This is a genomic window from Salicibibacter halophilus, from assembly GCF_006740705.1.
GTDB lineage: Bacteria > Bacillota > Bacilli > Bacillales > Marinococcaceae > Salicibibacter > Salicibibacter halophilus.
On sequence record NZ_CP035485.1, the window covers coordinates 976,881 to 999,954 of the forward strand.

The 23,074-nt window shown below is 51.2% G+C and carries 16 protein-coding genes, 2 pseudogenes and 1 other annotated feature; of the genes and pseudogenes, 4 read left to right on the forward strand and 14 right to left on the reverse strand.

Annotated features, from left to right (window positions below; all coding sequences use genetic code 11):
- Positions 1–136: 136 nt before the first annotated feature.
- Positions 137–2,839: a calcium-translocating P-type ATPase, SERCA-type gene (locus tag EPH95_RS04775; RefSeq protein WP_142087790.1), complete on the reverse strand. Its 2,703-nt coding sequence runs from the start codon at positions 2,837–2,839 to the stop codon at positions 137–139.
- Between the two features lie 94 nt (positions 2,840–2,933).
- Between EPH95_RS04775 and EPH95_RS04780 the strand changes: the two genes are divergently transcribed.
- From EPH95_RS04780 to EPH95_RS04795, 4 genes are all read left to right on the forward strand, one after another.
- Positions 2,934–4,637 carry an Rqc2 family fibronectin-binding protein gene (locus EPH95_RS04780; RefSeq protein ID WP_142087793.1) on the forward strand — a complete coding sequence of 568 codons (1,704 nt, stop codon included), beginning with the start codon at positions 2,934–2,936 and terminating at the stop codon, positions 4,635–4,637.
- Positions 4,638–4,892: 255 nt separating this feature from the next.
- Complete coding sequence (locus tag EPH95_RS04785; RefSeq protein WP_142087795.1) at positions 4,893–6,041, forward strand: dicarboxylate/amino acid:cation symporter; 1,149 nt, start codon at positions 4,893–4,895, stop codon at positions 6,039–6,041.
- Between the two features lie 123 nt (positions 6,042–6,164).
- A complete protein-coding gene (locus EPH95_RS04790; RefSeq protein ID WP_142087797.1) occupies positions 6,165–6,506 on the forward strand; it encodes a hypothetical protein in 342 nt (113 codons plus the stop codon).
- Positions 6,507–6,578: 72 nt separating this feature from the next.
- Entirely contained in the window at positions 6,579–6,968 is a 390-nt protein-coding gene (locus EPH95_RS04795; RefSeq protein WP_142087799.1) for a hypothetical protein, read from the forward strand.
- A gap of 147 nt (positions 6,969–7,115) precedes the next feature.
- Here EPH95_RS04795 and pyrE read toward each other — a convergent pair.
- The 13 genes and pseudogenes from pyrE to ileS form a co-directional block, all read right to left on the reverse strand.
- A pseudogene (pyrE, locus tag EPH95_RS04800) lies at positions 7,116–7,768 on the reverse strand (orotate phosphoribosyltransferase).
- Entirely contained in the window at positions 7,765–8,475 is a 711-nt protein-coding gene (gene pyrF, locus EPH95_RS04805) for an orotidine-5'-phosphate decarboxylase (RefSeq protein ID WP_142087802.1), read from the reverse strand. The pseudogene pyrE and the gene pyrF overlap by 4 nt, the downstream one beginning before the upstream one ends.
- Positions 8,472–9,395, reverse strand: coding sequence for a dihydroorotate dehydrogenase (locus EPH95_RS04810; protein ID WP_142091487.1), 924 nt, complete (start codon positions 9,393–9,395; stop codon positions 8,472–8,474). The genes pyrF and EPH95_RS04810 overlap by 4 nt, the downstream gene beginning before the upstream one ends.
- Entirely contained in the window at positions 9,395–10,174 is a 780-nt protein-coding gene (locus tag EPH95_RS04815) for a dihydroorotate dehydrogenase electron transfer subunit (protein WP_142087803.1), read from the reverse strand. Before EPH95_RS04815 ends, EPH95_RS04810 begins: the two co-directional genes overlap by 1 nt.
- On the reverse strand, positions 10,171–13,389 hold the full coding sequence (carB, locus tag EPH95_RS04820) for a carbamoyl-phosphate synthase large subunit (RefSeq protein WP_142087805.1): 3,219 nt from the start codon (positions 13,387–13,389) through the stop codon (positions 10,171–10,173). The genes EPH95_RS04815 and carB overlap by 4 nt, the downstream gene beginning before the upstream one ends.
- A complete protein-coding gene (locus EPH95_RS04825) occupies positions 13,390–14,475 on the reverse strand; it encodes a carbamoyl phosphate synthase small subunit (protein ID WP_142087807.1) in 1,086 nt (361 codons plus the stop codon). It lies immediately after the preceding gene.
- Positions 14,475–15,401, reverse strand: a complete 927-nt coding sequence (locus tag EPH95_RS04830; protein WP_142087809.1) for an aspartate carbamoyltransferase catalytic subunit — start codon at positions 15,399–15,401, stop codon at positions 14,475–14,477. The genes EPH95_RS04825 and EPH95_RS04830 overlap by 1 nt, the downstream gene beginning before the upstream one ends.
- Positions 15,367–16,736 (reverse strand): annotated as a pseudogene (locus EPH95_RS04835) (uracil-xanthine permease family protein). The gene EPH95_RS04830 and the pseudogene EPH95_RS04835 overlap by 35 nt, the downstream one beginning before the upstream one ends.
- 174 nt (positions 16,737–16,910) lie before the next feature.
- The gene (gene pyrR / locus EPH95_RS04840) at positions 16,911–17,453 is read right to left on the reverse strand and encodes a bifunctional pyr operon transcriptional regulator/uracil phosphoribosyltransferase PyrR (RefSeq protein ID WP_142087811.1); all 543 of its coding nucleotides are present in this window, start codon (positions 17,451–17,453) and stop codon (positions 16,911–16,913) included.
- A gap of 381 nt (positions 17,454–17,834) precedes the next feature.
- On the reverse strand, positions 17,835–18,755 hold the full coding sequence (locus EPH95_RS04845; RefSeq protein WP_142087813.1) for an RluA family pseudouridine synthase: 921 nt from the start codon (positions 18,753–18,755) through the stop codon (positions 17,835–17,837).
- Positions 18,745–19,224, reverse strand: a complete 480-nt coding sequence (lspA, locus tag EPH95_RS04850) for a signal peptidase II (RefSeq protein ID WP_142091488.1) — start codon at positions 19,222–19,224, stop codon at positions 18,745–18,747. The genes EPH95_RS04845 and lspA overlap by 11 nt, the downstream gene beginning before the upstream one ends.
- Positions 19,225–19,274: 50 nt before the next feature.
- Positions 19,275–19,925 carry a TraR/DksA C4-type zinc finger protein gene (locus EPH95_RS04855; protein ID WP_142087814.1) on the reverse strand — a complete coding sequence of 217 codons (651 nt, stop codon included), beginning with the start codon at positions 19,923–19,925 and terminating at the stop codon, positions 19,275–19,277.
- A 77-nt stretch (positions 19,926–20,002) separates the two neighbouring features.
- A complete protein-coding gene (gene ileS, locus EPH95_RS04860) occupies positions 20,003–22,768 on the reverse strand; it encodes an isoleucine--tRNA ligase (protein ID WP_142087816.1) in 2,766 nt (921 codons plus the stop codon).
- 49 nt (positions 22,769–22,817) lie between these two features.
- Positions 22,818–23,045: a binding site (T-box leader), on the reverse strand.
- Between the last annotated feature and the right edge of the window lie 29 nt (positions 23,046–23,074).

The following is a 23,074-nucleotide window of genomic DNA, read 5'->3' on the forward strand; positions in this document are numbered from 1 at the left end:
GGTATTTTAAGGTAAATCAACGCGCCTGTTATCATGTTTCTAATTGTCAAGTTATAATTATAATAGGTTGACATTACATCGCTGTCAATATTGGCGTAAAAAACTAGAAACTGCCTAAATTACATTTGGTTCCCCTTTATTTTTTTCGCAGACCCGTACCCGCGAGCGCGACGGTTGGTATCGCGGAAAGGCCAAGAATGAGGAGCCAGTCGTACAAACCGAGTGCGGTTGTGTAAAAAATCGGTTGCAAAACCGGGACGTAAATAACGATCAACAATAATACGACAGATGACAGAACGGCCCACAGCAACGGTTTATTTTCAAAAGGTGAACGGTGAAAGACGGAATATTCACTTCGACAATCAAACACATGAATGAGTTGGGCCATCACGAGTGTGGCAAAAGCTACGGTTTGTGCATGGGTGAGTTCCGGAATGCCGGTGCCGTAAAGGGTGATGACAAAGGCGGCAAGCGAGACGAGCCCGATTAACAACCCGCGTGTCATCACTTTCGTTCCCAGCCCGCGTGCAAAAATGCCTTCCCGTGGATTGCGGGGATTCCGTTTCATTACATCACTTTCCGCCTTGTCGACGCCGAGTGCCATTGCCGGCAGTCCGTCCGTGACGAGGTTAATCCATAGGATTTGGATGGCAACGAGCGGCAAAGGCAGCCCGAGCAACAAAGCGAACAACATGACGAGAATTTCCCCGACGTTGGAAGCGAGCATGTAACGGATGAACTTGCGAATGTTATCATAGATGTTTCGGCCTTCCTCAATGGCTGCTTTGATCGTGGAAAATTTATCATCCCCAAGCACTAACGCCGATGCTTCTTTGGCTACGTCCGTACCGCTTTTTCCCATTGCTACCCCGATATCTGCCGCTTTCAAGGCGGGTGCATCGTTCACGCCGTCCCCCGTCATGGCCACGACATGCCCGTTTTGTTGGACCGCTTTGACAATCCGCAGCTTGTGTTCAGGGGAAACACGTGCATACACATACGTTTTTCCGACAGCCGTGTGAAGCATTTGATCATCCATGGCATCCAGTTGCTCTCCGGTTAACACTTCTCCGTGGGCAGGGAGCATATCCAAGTCGCTCGCAACCGCTCTTGCCGTCTCCACGTGGTCGCCAGTGATCATCACCGTTTTGATTCCTGCTTCCCGGCATTGTTTAATCGCCGTTTTCACATCCGGACGGGGCGGGTCCATCATCGCTTGCAGGCCGAGCAATGTCATGTCCCTCTCCACATCGGCAGCCTCATGATTCACATCCTTCGGCAGTGGCTTCACGGCAATCGCGATCGTTCTTAACGCTTGTTTTGCCATGCGTGAAACCGTCTTTTCCCACTGCGCTTTTAGCGCGGGTGTCAAAGGACGATCCTCTCCGTTTATTCGTGCGGTGGCGCATTTGGAAATTAAAACGTCGGGTGCCCCTTTCGTAATGACGAAACGCCGGCCGTTCTGGTCTTTCACAATCACAGTCATGCGTTTTCTCGTTGAATCAAACGGCATTTCATCAAGACGGTGAAACTTTCGCGCTGCATCTTCCGGAAACAGCCCCGCCCGGGCGGCTGCCAAAACGAGGGCTGCTTCGGTCGGCTCGCCGGAAATTTCAACCTCTTCGTGCTTTTGGATTTTCGTTTTCGAGTCACGGGCCGGTTCTTTTTTTATCATCTCCGCATTATTGCAAAGGAGCCCGTACATGAGTAAATCGCTCGTCTCTTTGCTTTTTGCGGGGTTTTCAGCGTTTCGGTCGCTGCTGAAAGAAGCGTCGAGCCCCTCTCCATCTACCTCCCATTCTTCCGACCATGTCCATAGTTTGGTTACGGTCATGTCATTTTTTGTAAGCGTCCCTGTTTTATCGGAACAAATCACCGATGCGCAGCCGAGCGTTTCCACGGCGGGCAGGCGCCGGACAATCGCTTTATGGCGGATCATCCGCTGGACCCCAAGGGCGAGAGCGACGGTAACGATCGCCGGCAATCCCTCGGGAATCGCCGCTACCGCGAGGGATACACCGGCGATAAACATTTGATACACCGGCTGGCCTTGAATAATCCCTAAAAAGACGACGAGCGCCGTTAGTAAAATTGCGCCGGCAATCAATATTTTTCCGAGTTGCGCCAATCGATGTTGCAATGGCGTCATCGTCGTTTCCGTCGACTGCAACAAGTGCGCGATTTTTCCCATTTCCGTTTTCATGCCTGTATCCACAACAACGCCTTTGCCTCGTCCCCGGCTCACCATGGTGCCGGCGAAGGCCATATTATGCCTGTCCGCAAGCGGTGCCGAATCTCCGCTGATCGGGTCGGCATCTTTTTCGGCAGGCACGGATTCTCCCGTCAGCGAGGATTCCTCGATGGCGAGGCGCATCGTTTCCACGAGACGAATATCGGCGCTGATGCGGTCGCCATTGCCAAGTTGAATGACGTCGCCCGGCACTACGTCCGCCGATGGGAGGCTTTGCCACCTTCCGTCCCTCAACACATTGACTTCAGGTGCCGACAACTCCTTCAACGCGTGCAACGAGTTCTCCGCTTTTCGTTCTTGCGCAAAGCCAAGAAGGGCGTTGACCGTGACAATCCCGATAATGACGAGCGCATCGATATACTCCCCGAGCAACCCGGACACAAAAGTTGCCACGAGCAGAATAATGACCATAAAATCTTTAAACTGTTCGAGAAAAAGAATCGGCCATGGCGTTCGTTTTTCTTCCAGTAATTGATTAGCGCCATGTTTTTGCAAACGGCGCGAGGCTTCGTGCTCATCTAAGCCTGTACTGATATCGGTGTTTAATGACTTGTACAATGCATAAGGATCGGTTTGATGCCACTTCATCTTTTTTACACCCCACAGCTTGGACTTCTGATTCATCCTATTCAGCGGGTGGGGGAAACATGCTATACTGTTAGAGGTTAGAAAGGGTGAGACCATGTCTTTTGATGGGTTTGTCCTGCGCGCCGTTCTGCATGAATGGCAGGAAACGCTTATAGGCGGACGAATCACGAAAATTAAACAACCGACCGCTACTGATTTAAATATGACCGTCCGCAAAAGCGGGCAAAACCATACGATTTTATTTTCCATCCATCCGAGTTTTGCACGCTTGCACTTCAGTCCTGCTCCGGAATCGGGCCCTGCGGAACCACCGATGTTTTGCCGGATGCTTAGAAAAAATCTTGAAGGCGGCTTTATTCGCGAGATCAAACAAGACGGGCTCGAACGGATCGCCACGTTGCACATTGAAGGAACGGACGAGATCGGCGATCGGGAAAACAAGCGGCTCGTCATGGAACTAATGGGCAAACACAGCAACCTGTTGCTCATTGATAATGAAGACAAAATCGTGGAATGCATGAAACACGTACCAGCGTCCCTCAACCGTTACCGTACGCTTTTGCCGGGGCGGGCGTACGAGACACCCCCCGACCAACAGAAAAAAAATCCGTTGGAGGCAGACGGAGATACCGTGCTGGGCGCCCTCGATTTTAATCAAGGCAAACTGGACCGGCAACTGGTGAAGGAATTTACGGGTGTGTCGCCGCTCTTCGCGAGCGAAATTGTTCACCGTGCCGGGATCGGGCAACAGCAACGGCTCGTGGACAGCTTTATGGAAATGATGCGTGCGATGAAAGACTTTCGTTTGCAGCCGATGATCGTTTACGGCGGATCGAAAGAGTTTTTTCATGCCATTGCTTTGACGCATAAAGAAGGAAGAAAAGAGACATACGCGAGCGCCAATGAGATGGTGTTTGCCTTTTATGAAGGAAAAGCAGAGCGCGATCGCGTGAAACAGCGAGCGTTTGATCTGGAACGCTTTATCCGCAACCAGCGAAATCGCAACGAAAAAAAGTTGGATAAGCTAAAAGAAACGGCCGAACAGGCGGAAGAAGATTTGGAAAACCAAAAGCTCGGCGAACTGCTCACCGCCCATATGCACACGATCCGCCCCGGAGACAGCGTTGCCGAGGTGATCGACTACTACGACGAAGAAGCGCCGACGATCGAAATTGAACTTGATCCGGAAAAATCACCCGCCGACAATGCCCAGGGCTATTTTCAACGGTACAATAAAGCAAAAAATGCCGGACAAGCGGTGGAGACACAACGGCGGACCGCCCTGCGCGAAATCGATTATTTTGACAGCCTTTTGCAGCAGTTGGACAGCATTGAAGCGAAAGATATTGCCGACATCCGAGAGGAGTTGGAAGAAGAGGGATACTTGAAAACGAAGCGCACGAAAAAACGCAAAAAGAAACAGCAGAAGCCGACGCTTGACCGATATGAATCCAGCGAGGGCATCGAAATTCTCGTCGGAAAAAACAACAAGCAAAACGAATATTTATCGGGTCGACTCGCGAGTCGGTCGGACACGTGGCTGCACACGAAAAACATTCCGGGCTCCCATGTCGTCATCCGTGCGGAAGACTTTAATGACGAAACATTGGAAGAAGCGGCCGGCATCGCTGCCTATTATTCCAAAGCGCGCGAATCCGGATCCGTGCCGGTGGACTACACGTACATCCGACATGTAAGAAAGCCAAATGGTGCCAAGCCGGGCTTTGTCACCTATGACGAGCAAAAAACCGTATTCGTCACCCCGGATGCGGATACCGTGCGGAAGTTAAGGAAATAAGTGTTAGAGGGACGGGTTGTGATGGAGAAAGGCGGCATGGTTGGGCTTCATGATCGCTTCATGGCGACCGATCCCAGGTCCTCCCCTCCAATGCGGGTTCCATGAATGTTCCATGGAACTTGCTCCTGCCCGGCCTCTCTCCAAAACTTAAACGCAAGCAAAATAAATTCCTAGTCAATCCATCATTTCTCTGGTAATCTATGCATTGTATATATTTTGATTTTTTGAAAATTAATGCCAGAAAGAAGGGGTACAATGAAGCTTATCCTGAAATTGTTGGCGGGTATTGTGGCTGGTATTGTAATCGGTCTCATTGTTAATGAAACGATTATGGAGTACATCATGACATTCCAGCTCATCTTCGGCCAATTTCTGGAGTATGTAGTGCCGTTCATCATTTTATTTTTTATCACGAGCGGCGTGAGTCAAATGGGAAAAGATGGTGGCAAGCTTCTCGGTTGGGCATCAGGGATTTCGTACGGCTCAACCGTTGTTGCAGGTGTGCTAGCCTTTGCCGTAGCCGCATTGATCCTTCCCTTATTCATCAGCGGCGATGCCTCGGCCATCGATGAAAGCAACGGTTTTTCTTCTTTGTTGGATTTTGAAATTCCGCCCGCGATGGATATCCTAACCGCTCTTTTTACAGCGTTTATTTTTGGGATTGGCATCGCGAGAACAGAAGCAACCACATTACAAAGATTTTTCGAAGAGGGAAAACATATCATCGTCAAACTGCTTTGGGCTGTCGTCATTCCTCTATTGCCTTTTTACATCGCGAGCATTTTCGCTGAATTATCGGCTGAGGGCACCGTCTGGGAAACGCTGGCATCTTTTGGTCTCGTCCTGCTGCTCGTGCTGGCGACCCATTGGCTTTACTTGCTCGGCGCCTTTTCCATCACAGGGGGGATTACGGGCCGCAATCCATTTAAGCTATTAAAAACGATGCTGCCCGCTTATTTTACCGGGATCGGTACGATGTCGAGCGCAGCTACAATACCCGTTACAACCGAACAAACGAAAAAAAATAACGTCGATGACAGTGTTGCCGATTCGGTCATTCCATTCGGGGCGAACATTCACCTCGCAGGCAGCACCATGACGATCACGATCGCGACCATGGCGGTGATGATGCTCTTCGATGGTTTGCCATCTCCGACATTCGGCGAGATGTTTCCGTTTATTCTCGCGCTCGGTGTCATCATGATCGCGGCTCCGGGTGTACCCGGCGGAGCGATTATTGCCGCGTCCGGGCTTCTGACATCGATGCTTGGCTTTAATGAAGCAGCCGTTGGAGTTATGATCGCGCTTTACATGGCCCAAGACAGTTTGGGCACAGGATGTAATGTCACCGGTGACGGCGCTATCGCGCTTGTGATTAACCGTTTTATTTCGAAAGAAAAGTAAAAAACACTCAGGCGAAGGCCTTTAAAAAGGCCTTCGCTTTTTTAGCAGGAATATCGATTGGCGTGTCGAATAGTAAAAGTTAGTGGCATACGGATGAATGATCTTCTAAGGAGTGATACAACCGTGGAAACAAAGGAAGCCAGGAGAATCGTTTCTTTACTGGCCGACGGCAAGGACCCTCGAACAAGGAAAATGCTTCCGGACAACAACACTTACCAAAATCCGGATACTGTCCGCGCTCTATTTATAGCCGTTAAGGGGCTGGAAAGATTGGAAAGATATGAAACCCGCGCGCTTCAACTTCCCGAAAACGCCGGAAAATCATGGACGGATGAAGAAGACGAAACCCTCGCGAAAGCTTATGAAAACGGCACCTCTATCAAACAATTAGCCTCCCGCCATAAACGAACAGAAGGCTCGATTCAAGCCCGTTTAATCAAATTAGACAAAATTCTTTTTGTTTAATCTTTTTCGTTCCGTATGCCACGCTGATTCATTTGCAAGTATGGTAAAATAATTCGAAAGAGGTGAGCGTAAATGTCGACAAACAATCATGATTTTGATCAACTCTTCCAATTAATGACTGATACCAGAAAACTGATGGTCGAGCAGTTTAATAAGATCGATCAACGATTCGAAAATATTGATCGGCGGTTCGAAAGCATTGATCGCCGGTTTGAAAGTATTGACCGAAGGTTTGAAAATATTGACCAGCGGTTTGCGAATATGGACCAGCGATTCGATAACGTTGACCAGCGGCTGGAAAATATAGAAACGAATCAAAAAGAACACAACCGCCGCATCGGAAACCTGGAATCGGCACAAATCGATACGAGCGTACGTCTATCGAAGATCGAAGAAACCCATCAGAAGACAGCCGATGCCCTGCACACGATATCAGAAATTATGAAGAACCAAATAAAATAAATAATGAATATACGGACAAAACCCTTGATCATAAAGAGGATAATGTCCGAGTTGCGGACAACTTCGGACATATTTACAGAAAAATGCTAGCAACCGTCCGAACCAGTTTTAATGATTTAGGTTTATCAACCCAATCATTCAAAAACGCTACCCTAAATTTTTAACCGATTTGCCCCACGTTTCCGGATCCCGCTGCCACTCGCGAAGAACTTCCCGATCTTTCTCTCGGATCTCCCTATTTTTAATGGACGCGTCAATGAGCGCGTCGAAGTCCGTTAGCGTTTCCAGCCGCAACTTTGCATCCGCGAGGTTCCTGTCTCCGATGGCGAGTCCATAGGAAAAAATCGCGACAATGCCAAGTACCTTCACACCTGCAGCTTCAAGCGCTTTGACCGCCTCAATCGCGCTTCCCCCCGTGGAGATCAGATCTTCGACGACCACCACTTTTTGCCCGGCAGTCACATCCCCTCGATTTTATTTTGTTTCCCATGCCCTTTTGCTTTCCCGCGTACGTACACCATCGGCAGTTCCAATCGGTCGGCCACGAGTGCCGCGTGGGGGATTCCCGCGGTAGCAGTGCCGGCGACGACGTCCGCGTCCGAAAAATGTGCACGGATTTTATCTCTAAATGCCTCGGCGATTTTCGTCCGCAACGCGGGAAACGACAGTGTTAAGCGATTATCACAATAAATAGGCGCCTTCAGCCCGGAGGACCACGTAAACGGTTCGTTCGGTTGCAAGGAAACGGCACCAATACCGATCAGCTCGCTTGCCAGTTCTATTTGTCTATCCACGGCTATTCCCCCATCCATTCTTTGTATATTTTTTCATAAGTTTCCAGAGGGCGGTTGCTTTGTGTAATCCCACGACCGACAACGATGGCGTTGCTTCCGACAGCGTGAGCCTCCACGGGTGTTGCCGCCCGTTTTTGGTCATGAGCGTCCGAACCGGTCATGCGAATGCCCGGGGTTACCGTATAAACGGACGCCCCGAAACGTCTTCGCAAGCCCTCGACTTCCCGAACGGAACAGACGACACCGTCAAGCCCTGCCTGCAAAGCCAAGTCCGTAAAATGAAACACTCCGTCCCCAAGCTCCCCTTTTATAAACAGTTCCTCGTTCCATTGGCGTTGGGACGTGCTCGTCAGCGCGGTCACCGCCACGCATTTCGGCAACGTTTGCCCAGGCGGCGTTCCTTTCATGAGCCCTTCTTTTGCTGCTTCCATCATCGCTTTTCCGCCAGTGGCATGAATCGTAAGAAGATCCACACGAAAACTTGCAAGGGTCCGCATCGTTCGTTCCACGGTTTTCGGGATATCGTGGCATTTCAGATCAAGAAAAACCGGATGTCCTCGTTCTTTTAACGTTTGAATGATCCCCGGTCCGGTCCCGTAAAACAACTCCATGCCCACTTTCACCGCCGGTCTGGCGGGAGCAAAGCGATCGAGAAACGCCAGTGCTTCCTGTTTCGTTTCCATGTCCAAGGCGATATATAACGGTTTTTTCATATTTTTTCTCCTTGCCAGCGCAGGGCACCGATATGGGCAACGTCCAATTTATCCAGCCACTCCGGCAATTCCCGGATGATCGTCGGACAAACAAAAGGATTGGAAAAATTGGCGGTTCCGACCGCGACCACGTCGGCTCCGGCAACCAAAAATTCAATCACATCTTCTGCTGATTGAACGCCGCCCATGCCGATGATCGGGAGTTTTGTCCCTTGCCGTACGTCATGAATCATGCGGAGTGCAATCGGTTTTACCGCCGGTCCGGACAAGCCGCCCTTTTCATTCGCGAGGACCGGTTTTCCCGTGCCGGCATCGATCCGCATGCCGAGCAGGGTGTTGATCAAAGTCAGACCATTTGCGCCTGCTGCTTCCACGGCACGTGCAATAGCCGTGACATCGGTCACGTTTGGAGACAACTTCACGTAAACCGGTTTCGTGCTTACCCGCTTCACCGCTTCCGTAAGGGCTGCCGCCGCGTCGGGATCGGTTCCGAATTGTATGCCGCCTTCTTTTACGTTCGGGCAAGAGATGTTTAATTCAAACGCCCCCACATTTGGCGCATCGTTCAATGTTTGTACGACCACCACGTACTCCTCGGGCGTTGAACCGGAGACGTTGGCAAGCACGGGCACATCATAATTCGCCAAAAAAGGGAGTTCTTCGTCGCGCACCGCTTGCGCCCCCGGATTTTGCAACCCAATGGCGTTCAGCATGCCGGAAGGCGTTTCAGCAACCCGAGGCGTTGGATTTCCGATGCGCGCTTCTCCGGTTGTCCCTTTGATCGCGACTGCCCCGAGCTCCTCCAAATCAAACAATTCCGCGTATTCCCGTCCAAAGGCAAAACAACCGGAAGCAGGCATAACCGGATTTTTCATCGGTAAACCGGGCAATGTGACGTATAATCGAGGATCCGTTTCCATCATAGCACTACCTCCTTGAAGGCAAATACCGGGCCGTCACGGCAAATTTTTCGATAAGACGCGCCGTCATTTGTTTCACAGACACAGGCGAAGCAAGCACCGATGCCGCAACCCATGCGTTCTTCGAGGGAGACATATCCGTGCGTTTTCGAATCAGCCGCATTTGTTTCAATCGCGCGCAACATCCCGCGCGGGCCGCAGGAAAACAGCCAATCAGGCGCATACGGACGTTCATTTAAAGCATCTATTACCGTTCCCGCGCGCCCATTGCTGCCATCATCGGTCATGACATGCACGTCACAGCCCGGAAGTTCGTTAAACGCCCGCGCATAAAAAACGGCCGCTGCTGTTTGAAATCCGAGGATGACCGAGACTGACACGCCTCGTTTCACCAATTCACAAGTTGCAAAATAAAGCGGAGGCACGCCGACGCCACCGCCGATGAGTAACACATCGTCGCCCGGAAGCGGCTCCTCAACCGGAAATCCCTGGTTGCCGAGCGGACCGAGCACTTCCAACTGATCCCCGGCACGGCACCGGGCGAGTCGTTCGGTCCCGTCTCCTTCTTCTTTATACACAATCGCGCATGTGCCCGCGCCCTGATTGACCGCGGCAATGCTGATCGGGCGGCGCAACACGAGATCCTCTCCAGGAACCGCGACATGCAAAAAAGTGCCGGGTTGATCGATGGCGTCCACGAGCGGTCCGGATAACGTCATTTCATGTGTCTTTGCGGCAATTGTTTTATTTTCCACGACCGTCAAGCTCTCGTTTTTCATTGATTCACCTTCTCTTTTCCGGCAACGTCTTGCAATGCCGGCACCGGTTCCGTGGCAAAAGACATCATTTCCAGGACGTGCAACAGTGCAAAAGCCGTGTCCATGGACGTTAAGCAGACGATTTCATGTTCCACCGCTTCCCTGCGGATGCGGAACCCGTCACGGGCTGGCTGTTTGCCTTTCGTTAACGTATTGATGACGAGTTGTGCGCCGCCGGAGCGGATGCGTTCGACGATGTTCGGAGAGCCTTCGCCTATTTTTTGGACGCTTTCCGCATGGATGCCCTGCTCGTTTAAATAGGCAGCCGTTCCTGCCGTTGCCAGGACTTGAAAACCGAGACGTTCATAACGGGCGGCCAGTTTTACTGCTTCTTCCTTATCTTTATCGGCGATTGTGAACAATACTTGCCCTTCGCGGGGGATGTTCATGCCGGAAGCAACCAGTCCTTTATACAATGCTTTTTCCAGCGTGAGATCCCGCCCGAGCACTTCACCGGTCGATTTCATCTCCGGTCCGAGATGAATGTCGACGCGGCGGAGTTTCGTGAACGAAAACATGGGCGCTTTTACGGCTACGCGATCCGGTTCCGGGTGGATACGTTCGTGATAGCCCAGGCCCTCCAATGTTTGGCCCAATATGACATGGGTGGCAATCTGCGCCATCGGCACCCCGGCCATTTTGCTTAAAAACGGCACGGTCCGGCTCGCCCGCGGATTCACTTCAATAACGTATACTTCATTTTCATAGAGGACAAATTGAATATTTAAAAGCCCGATGATGTTTAACCCTTTGGCAAGCTTCTCGGTTTGATCGATAACTTTTGCCTTCACCTCTTCAGCAAGCGTTTGCGGCGGATACACGGCAATCGAGTCCCCGGAATGGACGCCTGCCCGTTCAATGTGTTCCATCATCCCGGGGATAAAGACGTTTTCCCCATCGGAGATGGCATCCACTTCTATTTCTTTTCCGAAAAAGTACCGGTCAATCAACACCGGATGTTCCGCGTGCACGTGAACGGCTTCCGCCATATAGCGCTTGAGTTCTGTTTCATTCGCGACGATTTGCATCGCCCGCCCGCCGAGTACGTAAGAGGGTCGGACAAGCACCGGATACCCAAGGGTGGCCGCGGCATCAACCGCCCCTTCCACCGATGTGGCCGTTTTCCCCGGCGGCATCGGAATGTCCAGGTGCCTAAGCGCCTGTTCAAACTTGTCCCGGTCTTCCGCGCGGTCCATCGCTTCAAGGGAGGTGCCGAGAATGGGCACGCCTGCTTCGGCCAGTTGTTCGGCAAGGTTGATCGCCGTTTGGCCGCCGAATTGCACTACAACGCCTTCCGGTTGTTCAAGATCGACCACATTCATCACTTCTTCGAACGTGAGCGGTTCAAAATACAATTTATCGGAAATGCTGAAATCGGTTGAAACAGTTTCGGGATTGTTGTTCATAATGATCGATTCATAACCGGCTTCCTGGATGGCCCATACCGTATGAACGGTGGCATAGTCGAATTCCACTCCCTGCCCGATGCGGATCGGGCCAGACCCGAGGACGAGGACCGAAGGTTTTCTGCTTTTCTTCGATTCATTTTCTTCTTCATACGTGCTATAAAAATACGGCGTTTCAGATGCAAACTCGGCCGCGCACGTATCGACCATTTTAAATACGGGGACAATCGCTTTTTCTTTGCGGAATTCGCGAACCTGGGCTTCTGATGCTTCCCATAACCCGGCGATCTGTTCGTCGGAAAACCCGTGCATTTTCGCGTGTTCTAACCCTTCTTCGTTCCAAGGTGCCTCCGCGAGCGATTCATGCAGGCGCACGAGTGCTTCGATATGCAAAAGAAAAAAACAATCAATCCTCGTGACAGCGTGAATGGCTTCGACAGAGTAGCCGCGGCGAAACCCTTCCGCAAGTGCGTACATCCGTTCATCGTCGGCATTTTCCCATCGGCCTTCCAACGCTTCATCACTCACCTGCCGGTACGCGTCAACGAGCAAATGGTTTTCTTTTGTATCAAGGGATCGAATGCCTTTTAACAACGATTCGCCGAATGTGCGGCCGATCGCCATCACTTCGCCGGTCGCTTTCATTTGCGTGCCAAGTTTGCGATTGGCAGACGCGAACTTGTCAAACGGCCAGCGGGGGATTTTCGTAACGATATAGTCCAAAGCCGGTTCAAAACTTGCATACGTTCGTTTCGTCACCGGGTTTTGCAACTCTTGCAAATGGTATCCGACCGCGATTTTGGTCGCCAGTTTCGCAATTGGATAGCCGGTGGCTTTTGACGCCAGTGCTGACGAACGGCTAACACGCGGGTTAACCTCGATGACGTAATATTCATCCTCGTCAGGATCGTGGGCAAACTGAACGTTGCACCCCCCTTCAATGCCAAGCGCGCGAATAATCGTCAGAGACGCGTGCCGCAAACGCTGATAGTCACGGTCATTTAACGTCTGGCTCGGGGCAACGACAACGGAATCCCCCGTATGAATGCCGACCGGGTCGATATTCTCCATGTTACAGACGACAATGGCGTCGTTATTGGCGTCACGCATAACTTCATATTCTACTTCCTTCATGCCGGCAATGCTTTTTTCGACAAGGCATTGATTGACCGGACTATTCGCCAGCCCGTTTTCCAAAATCTCCCGAAGTTCATCCATCGTCGCGACGAGCCCACCTCCGGTTCCTCCAAGCGTATAGGCTGGCCGAATAATGGCGGGCAATCCATTTTTATTCGCAAATGCCTCCCCTTTTTCAACGGAATGCACAATGTCGCTCGCGGGAACGGGTTGATCTAGGTTATGCATCAGTGAGCGGAAAGCTTCACGATCTTCCGCTTCACGTATGGCATCGAGATCAGTGCCTAACAACTCGACCCCATAGGATTTCAAAACCCCTTGTTCATGTAATTCCATCGCCAAATTCAAGCCTGTTTGCCCGCCCATTGTGGCGAGCAGCCCGTCCGGGCGTTCACGGCGAATGATGCGGCTCACAAATTCAAACGTGAGCGGTTCGATATAGACGGTATCGGCCATGTTGGTATCCGTCATTATTGTCGCCGGGTTGGAATTGATAAGAACTGTTTCATACCCTTCTTCTTTTAACGCTTGGCAAGCCTGCGTGCCGGAATAATCAAACTCTGCCGCCTGGCCGATGATAATCGGACCGGAACCGAGAACGAGCACTTTGCGGATATCGTCACGTCTTGGCATTTATTTCATCTCCTTTTGAGGCTCGCGAGCGCGAGCGAGGAATTGGTCAAACAGGTCATTGGCATCCATGGGTCCCGGCGCCGCTTCAGGATGGTATTGCACACTGAACGCGGGCGCGTGTTTATGCGCCACCCCCTCGACCGTCCCGTCATTGACGGCAAGATGTGTAATGGAAAGAGGAGTTTGTGCAAGTGATTCCGCGGAAATCGCATAGCCGTGGTTTTGAGCGGTCATTGCCACTTCGCCTGTCGGAAGATGGCGAACGGGGTGATTAGAACCGCGATGCCCGAATTTCATCTTGGTCGCCTCACCGCCACACGCCATGCAAAGAAGTTGATGGCCCAAACAAATTCCAAAGATAACCGTTTGATCCAGCAAAACACGCACGGTTTCAACGGCCTCAGGAACATCACGGGGGTCGCCCGGCCCGTTGCTCAGCATGACGCCATCCGGTTGCAGTGCCATGATTTCTTCCACTGTCGCGTTGTAAGGAACGACATGCACATCACAGCCACGTTTAAGAAGTTCTCGTAAAATATGCTGCTTTGCGCCATAATCGACGAGCGCAATTTTTGGCCCGGCGCCTCCCGGGACGTGATAAGCGCTGTCTGTCGACACATTTGCGACTTGCGTCGTAAATGGCAATTCTGATTGCAACTGATGCATAACATCTTCCACATTTGCATCATCGCTAACGATCGCTGCCCTGACCGTCCCTTTTGCGCGAATTAATCTCGTAAGCCGACGGGTGTCAATTCCTTCGATTCCGGGGATATCAAAACGGCGAAGCAATTGATCGAAGGACTCCTCGCTTTTCCAATGGCTCGGATACGGGGATTTCGATTTTACAACAACGCCGTGCAAAGCAGGGGACAGGGATTCAAAATCCGTGCGGTTCACCCCGTAATTGCCGATCAATGGATACGTAAACGTAATGATTTGCCCGCAATAAGAAGGGTCGGACATGATTTCCTGATAACCGGTCATCCCCGTGTTGAAAACGATTTCCCCGCTTTTTTCTCGCTCACTGCCAAAGGCGTTTCCGCGAAAATAATGACCGTCTTCCAAGATAAGTTTGCGTTTCATTATAAGACCCCTTTCAAAGCGCATTGGTGCGCTTTCGACTGTTCACATACGTGTTTTAAAATCGCCATCCGCACATACACTCCGTTTTCCACTTGCTTAAAAATCCTGGAGCGCGGCGCTTCAACGAGGGAAGAAGCAATTTCCACCCCGCGGTTGAACGGACCAGGGTGCATGATAATCGCGCCCGGTTTCATCTTTTTTTCCCGTTTTTCCGTGAGACCGAACTGCTCATGATACCGTTCGGCATTTTGACTTGCAGTCCGGGCCGCGTGACGTTCATGTTGCACCCGCAGCAACATGACGACATCGGCTTGTTTTACCGCTGTATCGACGGAAACGTGCGGGCACCTCATGGAGGGGTCCATCCAATCTTCAGGGCCGGCCAACTGAACGTTCGCTCCCAACCGTTTGAGCGCTTCGATATTGGAGCGGGCGACCCGGCTATGACGGATATCGCCAATCATGGCCACGTTTAGTCCGGCAAATGTTTGAAATTCTTCTTTGATCGTCATTAAGTCAAGCAAACACTGCGACGGATGTTCCCCCTCTCCATCGCCGGCATTAATCACGGGGATGGTTATCCCGCCCAGCTGTTCGTAAAACTGTTTCTCAAAATGCCGTGCGACGACCGCGGAAGCGCCAATGGCTTGCAAGGTGCGCACGGTGTCGTACAGGGACTCCCCTTTTTGCACACTGGAAGTATCGGCATCGATATCAAGAACGTGAAAGCCAAGGCGCTTTTGCGCCACTTCAAAAGACATTTTCGTTCGTGTGCTCGGCTCGTAAAATAGATTGGCGACGTAAGGGCGTTCGGGAGCTATCCACCTCTCCCCTTCCTTAAAAGCAGCTGCGTCTTGCAGCAACGCGTGAATCGATCCTTCCGATAATTCATCAACGGTCGTAAAATGATGTGTTTGTTGAGTCATTTCGGCCCACCTCCGCGGTAGTATTTTCTTCCTCAAGACTGGAGAACAATTGTCCATTTCCATATCCCAGCGATTTATTCGGCAAAATCGCATGGAGGATCATGCCGATAATCGTTGCCAGCGCCATCGCGGGGATTTCCAAATACTCGGTAATTGGGATGAACGCGCCGCCGATGCCGATGACAAGGACGGTCGCGGCGATCACGAGGTTGCGGTTCTCACCGAGATCAATCTCGTTTTCAATCAGCAAGCGCATGCCGGCAGACGCGATAATGCCGAACAAGAGAATGGAAACGCCGCCCATCACCGCATCCGGAATGCTGGCGATCAAGGCTTCGATTTTTCCCGAAAACCCGAACAAAATCGCGAGTACCGCTGCGCCGCCGATCACGAACACGCTGAATATTTTTGTGATGGCAAGCACCCCGATGTTTTCTCCGTACGTCGTATTCGGAGGCCCGCCTACGAGGGAAGCAATGATGGAAGCCAATCCGTCCCGAGCAAGGAACGGTCCAATCCCGGTTCCCGCAAAAAGTTCCTTCCGACAATTTTACTTAACACCATTTGGTCGCCAATATGTTCGGCCATGGTGACAAGAGCAATCGGCGCCATAATGAGAATGACGGTCAAAGACCATGTTGGCGTTACCGTGACAAACGGGGTGGCGAACTCCGGAACGTGAACCCACGGGGCTTCTGCCACAGCGGAAAGGTCCACAATGCCGACGATATACGCGATGATATAACCACCAACAAGGCCGGTTAAAATCGGGATGACCCGGAGAAAACCTTTGAAAAAAACCGAAGTCACAATCGTAATCGCGAGCGTGGCAAGGGCGACGCTCAAATGGCGGGCAGTGTCCACGTATTCGCCGGTCTCCTCATCGAAATTCATGGCCATGTCAATCGCTGTGGAAGCTAGCCCCAATCCGATCACCATAATGACGGGACCTACAACAATCGGGGGCAAGAGACGCATCAGCCACCCGACACCAAAAATATTGATGAGAAGCGCGGTGATGCCGTAAACGACCCCGGCGGTAAATGTCCCGAGCATGACGGCTGCCGTCCCGCCAAAGGACATGGCGGCAATGAGCGGAAAGATAAATGCAAATGAAGAGCCGATATAGGCCGGGATTTGCCCGCGGGTGACAAGGATGTAGGAAAGGGTGCCCAATCCACTCGCGATCAACGCAATCGACGGGCTAAGTCCCGTCAAAACCGGCACGAGAATCGTCGCTCCGAACATAGCGAACAAATGTTGCAAACTGAGAAGGATCCATTGATTCCAAGCGGGCCGTTCATGTACGTCGAGTACCGGGTGTTTGTTTGTCATGCTGTCGTTGCCTCCTGTTTTGGATGTGAGCGGGAAAATCTCCAAAAAAACCCCTTTACCCGCGGGCAAAGAGGAAGATGGCATAGCAACGGTCGTGCGGCGCACCACACGGGTGTTGCTTTCCATGCCGAGTTCCTCTTATCAGCCTCACGGGACCGTTTTAAAGAGGGGGATTTAATTGTGTTGGACGATGCTTACTTTGTCGATGTCATCACTTTGGTGCAACTGCACGCGTATTTGTTCGGACCGGGCTGTTGGCACGTTTTTGCCAACGTAATCCGCCCGGATCGGCAACTCGCGATGGCCGCGGTCGGCGAGAACCGCGAGTTGAATCTGATTCGGACGCCCTTTGTCCATCAATGCGTCCATGGCCGCGCGAACGGTGCGTCCCGTATAGAGAACGTCATCGACGAGGATGACTTTTTTTCCTTCGATCGATGCGGGCAATTCCAGATCTTGAATTTTAGGATCGGATTGTTTTTTTTCAAGGTCATCACGGTAAAGCGTGATATCGACGCTGCCGACCGGCAAATCAACTCCTTCAATCCGCTTGATATTGGCTGCCAAGCGTTCCGCCAGCGGATACCCGCGTGTGCGAATGCCAAGCAAGATGCAATGATCCATTCCTTTGTTTTTTTCAATCATTTCATGTGAAATGCGTGTTAACGTCCGGCGAATCGCGTCTTCATCCAATAACGTTTGTTCTTTTGCCGTCATTTGCATGCCCCCATGAAAAAACCCTCCATCCACGCGGGACAGAGGGGTCCAGTCTTATTGCATACGAGTGCCACGGCGCTCCGGCACTCGACCGGTTCCTTCTCAGCCTCACGGGACTGTGTTAAAGGGATTGATTTAATTGTAGTTATTATTACAGAAAAAAACGAAAGTGTCAACGGAAATCGCGAATTTTATCATGTTAAAATTCACGTCCGTTGGAACGGTAACGAAGGATTAGGTCACGAACAGCAGTTAGAAACCGAACAGAGGGGAAAATTCCATTCCGAGGGTATCTAACCACACAGTTAGCGCCAGAACAAGGACGAAAAACTGGCCTAAGGGTATCTAAGCGAACCCTTTGTAAGCCTTGGCCACCCAAGATTAGTTTGACTTTCCTTCGCGAATGTTATCGATCAACTTTTGCATATCGGCAGGAAGGGATGCTTCGAACGTTAATGTTTCACGAGAGCGCGGATGGACCAACGTAAGACTTTCTGCATGCAGCGCCTGGCCGGAAATCGGCATCGCTTTTCCTTTTCCATATTTTGGATCGGAGACGACCGGATGGCGAATGTAGGCCATATGCACGCGTATTTGATGCGTACGTCCCGTTTCCAAACGGCATTGGACCAAAGTATAATCATGAAAGCGTTCCAGCACGTGAAAATACGTGATCGCTTCTTTGGCATAAACATCGGTAACGGTCATTTTTTGACGGTCGCGAGGATCTCTTCCAATCGGCGCATCAATCGTCCCCTCCTCATGGGATACCACCCCGTGCACGAGCGCCCGATACTCCCTGGATAGTGATCGTGTTTGCAATTGTTCCACGAGATGGGTGTGCGCGTCATTCGTTTTGGCAACGACCATCAAGCCGCTCGTATCCTTGTCTATTCGATGAACGATGCCTGGCCGCAATTCGCCATTTATGTCAGACAATGCATCCGTGTAATGAAGAAGCGCATGAACGAGCGTTCCGCCTGTAAAGTGGCCGGGAGCCGGATGGACGACCATCCCCCGCGCTTTGTTCACGATGAGCAAATCATCATCTTCGTAACGGACATCGAGGGGAATGTTTTCGGGATAGATCGTCAGCGGCTCTTCAGCTGGAGGATTCACGTCAATGCTGTCTCCGGCCTGCAATTTGTAATTGCTTTTCACCCGTTTGCCTCCCACCAACACATGCCCATCGCTGATCCATTGTTGAACCGCTGTTCTTGATGCTTCCATCGCTTTTGCCAAGCCTTTGTCGATGCGTTCATTTTTTTCCTCTTCTGACACGATCCATGTGTTAGGATTCATTGGCCTTTTTCTCCTTTTTTTCCCTGCGCTCATCGATAAATAATTTTCCTATGAGCAAAATAACCCCGACGGTCAGTGCACTGTCGGCAACATTAAAAATCGGGAAGCTGTAGGTGCCGATGTACACATCGATAAAATCGATGACTTCCCCATGCAAAACACGGTCGATGAAGTTGCCTATCGTGCCCCCAAGCAATATGCCGAGCGGCATCCCGATCCAAAGGCTCGTCCGTCCCATTTTTTGCATAAAATAAATAACCCCGACGGTGACGATGATTGTCACAATAAAAAACAACCACATCTGCCCTTGCAAGATGCCAAAAGCTGCACCGGCGTTTCGATGGGAAGTGATATGTAAAACGTCTTCGATAATTGGGATCGACTCGCCAATCTCCATATAGGCAGCGATGAGCCATTTTGTAAACTGATCAGCGATGATAATGGCCAGTGCCAGCAAATAATATACGATAATCACCCGGTTCCCCCCTTATTCTCCTGCGTAAAAGAACAGGCGGTGAGTTACCGCCAGTTCTCATCTTCCTCCATTAGCGAATCGTATGCTTCGTTACGGAACATACCAATTTGGTCGCTCCCTGTATATCCTTCGATGCCGGTCGAAAGAAAACGCTCCATCTCCTCTGTATAACCCGGCGCTTCTTCCACCCAAAAATCCGTCGTTGCCGTTTCCCGATATCCATCGTCCTCGGTCGTGTTCATGAGCGCTTCCCACATATCGATGCCATCAAGGGCGGCATCCCCGTTCACTTCGTAATAGGGATTAACCGAGGGGCTTGCTTCATTCGACGGTGGATCGACGAAGAAATGTGCCTCGCTGACGACCCCTTCCATTTTTTCGCCCCCTGTGCGCGCAATCGGGTGGGCGCGCAGCCGCTCGGCGGGGATCGCGCCCCCCGTTTTTTCACAAATGCCGTACGTGCCCTCTTTCACTTTTTCGAGGGCATGCACGATCTCCGCGTACTCGTGATTACGGTGGCGGCGTAACGCCTTATCTTTGCTTGCCTCATAAAAAATATCGGCGGAGTCGGCAGGATGGTTATCATAGACGGACAATTCATTATCCCGGCTGTCTTGGTTTTTTACCGCTTCGTGGTGATCCAATTCGGATTTTCGCTCGTAAAGCCATTGAATGGCCGCTTTTTTATCACTCACCGCAAACCCTCCCCTTCCTTTCACCCGCCTTTTTAGCTTCTGATGAAAAGAAAAGGATTACACGCATGGATCATTGGTTACACTTCCAAATCCGCCGGATCATACGTCGCGACAACGTCAGCACAACGTTTGCACACTTCAGGATGTTCCCGCTCCGCGCCGACATCTTCTTTTACGTGCCAACAACGCGCACACGTGCTTCCATTCGCTTCTTTAACGTGAACCACAGCCGTTTGCCCTTCCGGCACATCATTGCTTTTGCGTAGTTCTACTTGGGAAACGATGAACAATTTCTCCGGTTCCTCTTGCGCCAAAAGAAGTTCATAAGCAGTTTCCGGAACGGAAATCGTCACTTTCGCTTCCAAGGATTTGCCGATCACCCGCTCTTCACGGGCCGTTTCCAACGCTTTAAGCACATCATCGCGCACGGCGAGCAACGTTTCCCAACGTTCAATCAGGGCGTCGCGATCTTCAACCGTTGTTGGTTCAGGCATATCCGTCAATTGTACGAAATCCGTTTTATCCACTCCCGGAATGTGCGCCCATGTCTCTTCCGCCGTATGCGGCGTGATCGGCGCGATTAATTTCGTAAGGGCAATCACGGTGTCATGCATGACCGTCTGCAAGGAGCGGCGCCGGGGATCATCGGCATGATCGCAATACAAACGATCTTTGGCGACGTCCATATAAAATGCACTCAATTCAACCGCACAAAATTGGTGAATCGCTTGATATGCGTTGCTGAACACATAATTACGGTAACCTTCTTGCGCGCGTTCGATCACGTTATTCAGTCTTTCCCGCATGTAGCGGTCCATGTCTTCCAATTCATGTGCCGGCACTCGGTGATTAACCGGATCAAAGTCGTGAAGATTGCCGAGCAGAAAACGAAGGGTGTTGCGGACTTTCCGGTAATTTTCCGATACCTGTTTTAAAATGTCATCCGATAGACGGACATCGGCCTGAAAATCCACCGAACCGACCCAAAGCCGTAAAATATCGGCACCCAGCTGCTTCATGACGTTTGCCGGATCAATGACATTCCCCAAGGATTTGGACATTTTTTGCCCTTGGCCATCCATGGTAAATCCGTGGCTTAGCACTTGTTTATACGGCGCTTCGCCGGTGACAGCAACCGCGGTAGTCAAGGAAGAATTAAACCAGCCCCGGTATTGGTCCGATCCTTCCAAATAAAGATCGGCGGGCCGCCGGGCATCCTCTCGCTCCATGAGCACCCCTTCATGGGTGGAACCGGAATCGAACCAAACATCCATAATGTCCATTTCCCGGGTAAACGTTCCGCCTGGGCTATGCTCAGACGTGTAACCGTCCGGCAGCAGCGCTTTTGTTTCCCACTCAAACCAAATATTGGAGCCGTGTTCTCTAAACAATTGGGCGACGTGGTCGATGGTGTCGTCCTCAACGATAGCCGTCCCATCTTCGCCGTAAAAGACCGGAATCGGCACGCCCCAGGAACGCTGCCTGGAAATGCACCAGTCGCCACGGTCGCGAACCATGTTATACAGTCTCGTTTCTCCCCATTTCGGCTGCCATTTCACACGGCCGATGGCTTCCAGCAGCTCATTTCTAATATTGTCCACCGATACGAACCATTGCTCTGTGGCACGATAAATGACAGGTTTCTTCGTGCGCCAGTCATGGGGATACGAATGGGTGATAAACGTGAGTTTCAGCAAGGCCCCGACTTCATCAAGCTTTTCCGTAATTTGTTTATTTGCCTTGTCGTAAAACTCGCCTTCAAACCCGGGAGCTTCCTCTGTGAATACCCCTCTATCGTTAACCGGGGAGATGGCTTCCAGCCCGTATTCCTGCCCGATGAAAAAGTCTTCTTCCCCGTGGCCGGGGGCTGTATGGACGGCGCCCGTTCCTGCGTCCAACGTCACATGCTCGCCGGTGATGACGAGCGAATCCTGATCATAAAACGGATGTTTAGCGACAACTCGGTCAAGCGCTTCCCCTTTTACCGTTTTTACGATTTCCGCATCTTGCCATTCCAATTCTTCAATTACAGTTTCAAACAGTTTGCTGGCAACGACATAGCGTTTGTTTTCGTGCGTGAAAACGCAATAGTCGTAATCGGGGTGAACCGAAATCCCCATGTTTCCGGGAATCGTCCAAGGCGTCGTCGTCCAGATGATCACCTGATCTCCTTCATTCAACTCTCCTTTTCCATCGGTCACCGAAAAGCCTACATAAATCGAAGGCGAGCGCTTGTCATGGTATTCAATTTCCGCTTCCGCGAGCGCAGATTCGGATGATGGCGACCAATACACCGGCCGTTTCCCTTGATACACGTGCCCCTGTTTTGCCATTTCGCCAAAAACGCGAATTTGGTTCGCCTCAAAGTCCGGCGTCAGCGTCACATAAGGATTGTCCCAATCGGCGATCATACCGAGGCGCTTAAATTGCTCTCGTTGCTTTTCGAGCTGCTCCCAGGCATATGCTTCGCATGCTTCGCGAAACTCGGCGACCGACATTTTTTTGCGGTCGATTTTTTTATTCTTCGTCAATGCCGTTTCAATCGGCAATCCATGGGCATCCCATCCGGGGATATAAGGGGCGTTATAGCCATCCATGGAACGATGGCGAACGATGATGTCTTTTAAAATCCGATTCAACGCGTGACCGACATGAATGTCACCGTTCGCATAAATTGGCCCGTCGTGCAAAACGAAAAGCGGTTTGTCGGCATTTTTTTCAACGAGCTGTTGGTATAACCCTTCCTCTTCCCACGTCTCCTGCCGCTTCGGCTCTTGGCTCGGAAGCTTTCCTCTCATCGGAAAACTGGTTTTTGGCATTAAAAGTGTTTGTTTGTAATTCATGGCATTTTTTCCTCCGTTCGGTTATATATACATAAAAAACCCCGTCCTGCGTAGGGACGAGGTTCACCCGCGGTACCACCCTGATGGCTGCCAAAAATACGCAGCCGCTCGGATCAAGTAACGTTTGATGGACGCCGGCGCCTACTGAGACTATGGAGTAGCCTTTTCGGACCGGAGCTTAAGGGTGATCTTCATGAAGGGGGTTGATCAGGCTCACACCATCCCTGATTCGCTTGGCAACGTATTCCTTCACTACTGTCCCTGTCATTGCGTCGGCGTTGTCACAGGACGTGACGGTTTTAGCCG

Bases quoted from the DNA above. Each gene is read 5' to 3' on its own strand.
- EPH95_RS04775 (WP_142087790.1), bottom strand. From the start codon at position 2,839: ATGAAGTGGCATCAAACCGATCCTTATGCATTGTACAAGTCATTAAAC.
- EPH95_RS04780 (WP_142087793.1), top strand. From the start codon at position 2,934: ATGTCTTTTGATGGGTTTGTCCTGCGCGCCGTTCTGCATGAATGGCAG.
- EPH95_RS04785 (WP_142087795.1), top strand. From the start codon at position 4,893: ATGAAGCTTATCCTGAAATTGTTGGCGGGTATTGTGGCTGGTATTGTA.
- EPH95_RS04795 (WP_142087799.1), top strand. From the start codon at position 6,579: ATGTCGACAAACAATCATGATTTTGATCAACTCTTCCAATTAATGACT.
- pyrF (WP_142087802.1), bottom strand. From the start codon at position 8,475: ATGAAAAAACCGTTATATATCGCCTTGGACATGGAAACGAAACAGGAA.
- EPH95_RS04810 (WP_142091487.1), bottom strand. From the start codon at position 9,395: ATGGAAACGGATCCTCGATTATACGTCACATTGCCCGGTTTACCGATG.
- EPH95_RS04815 (WP_142087803.1), bottom strand. From the start codon at position 10,174: ATGAAAAACGAGAGCTTGACGGTCGTGGAAAATAAAACAATTGCCGCA.
- carB (WP_142087805.1), bottom strand. From the start codon at position 13,389: ATGCCAAGACGTGACGATATCCGCAAAGTGCTCGTTCTCGGTTCCGGT.
- EPH95_RS04825 (WP_142087807.1), bottom strand. From the start codon at position 14,475: ATGAAACGCAAACTTATCTTGGAAGACGGTCATTATTTTCGCGGAAAC.
- EPH95_RS04830 (WP_142087809.1), bottom strand. From the start codon at position 15,401: ATGACTCAACAAACACATCATTTTACGACCGTTGATGAATTATCGGAA.
- pyrR (WP_142087811.1), bottom strand. From the start codon at position 17,453: ATGACGGCAAAAGAACAAACGTTATTGGATGAAGACGCGATTCGCCGG.
- EPH95_RS04845 (WP_142087813.1), bottom strand. From the start codon at position 18,755: ATGAATCCTAACACATGGATCGTGTCAGAAGAGGAAAAAAATGAACGC.
- ileS (WP_142087816.1), bottom strand. From the start codon at position 22,768: ATGAATTACAAACAAACACTTTTAATGCCAAAAACCAGTTTTCCGATG.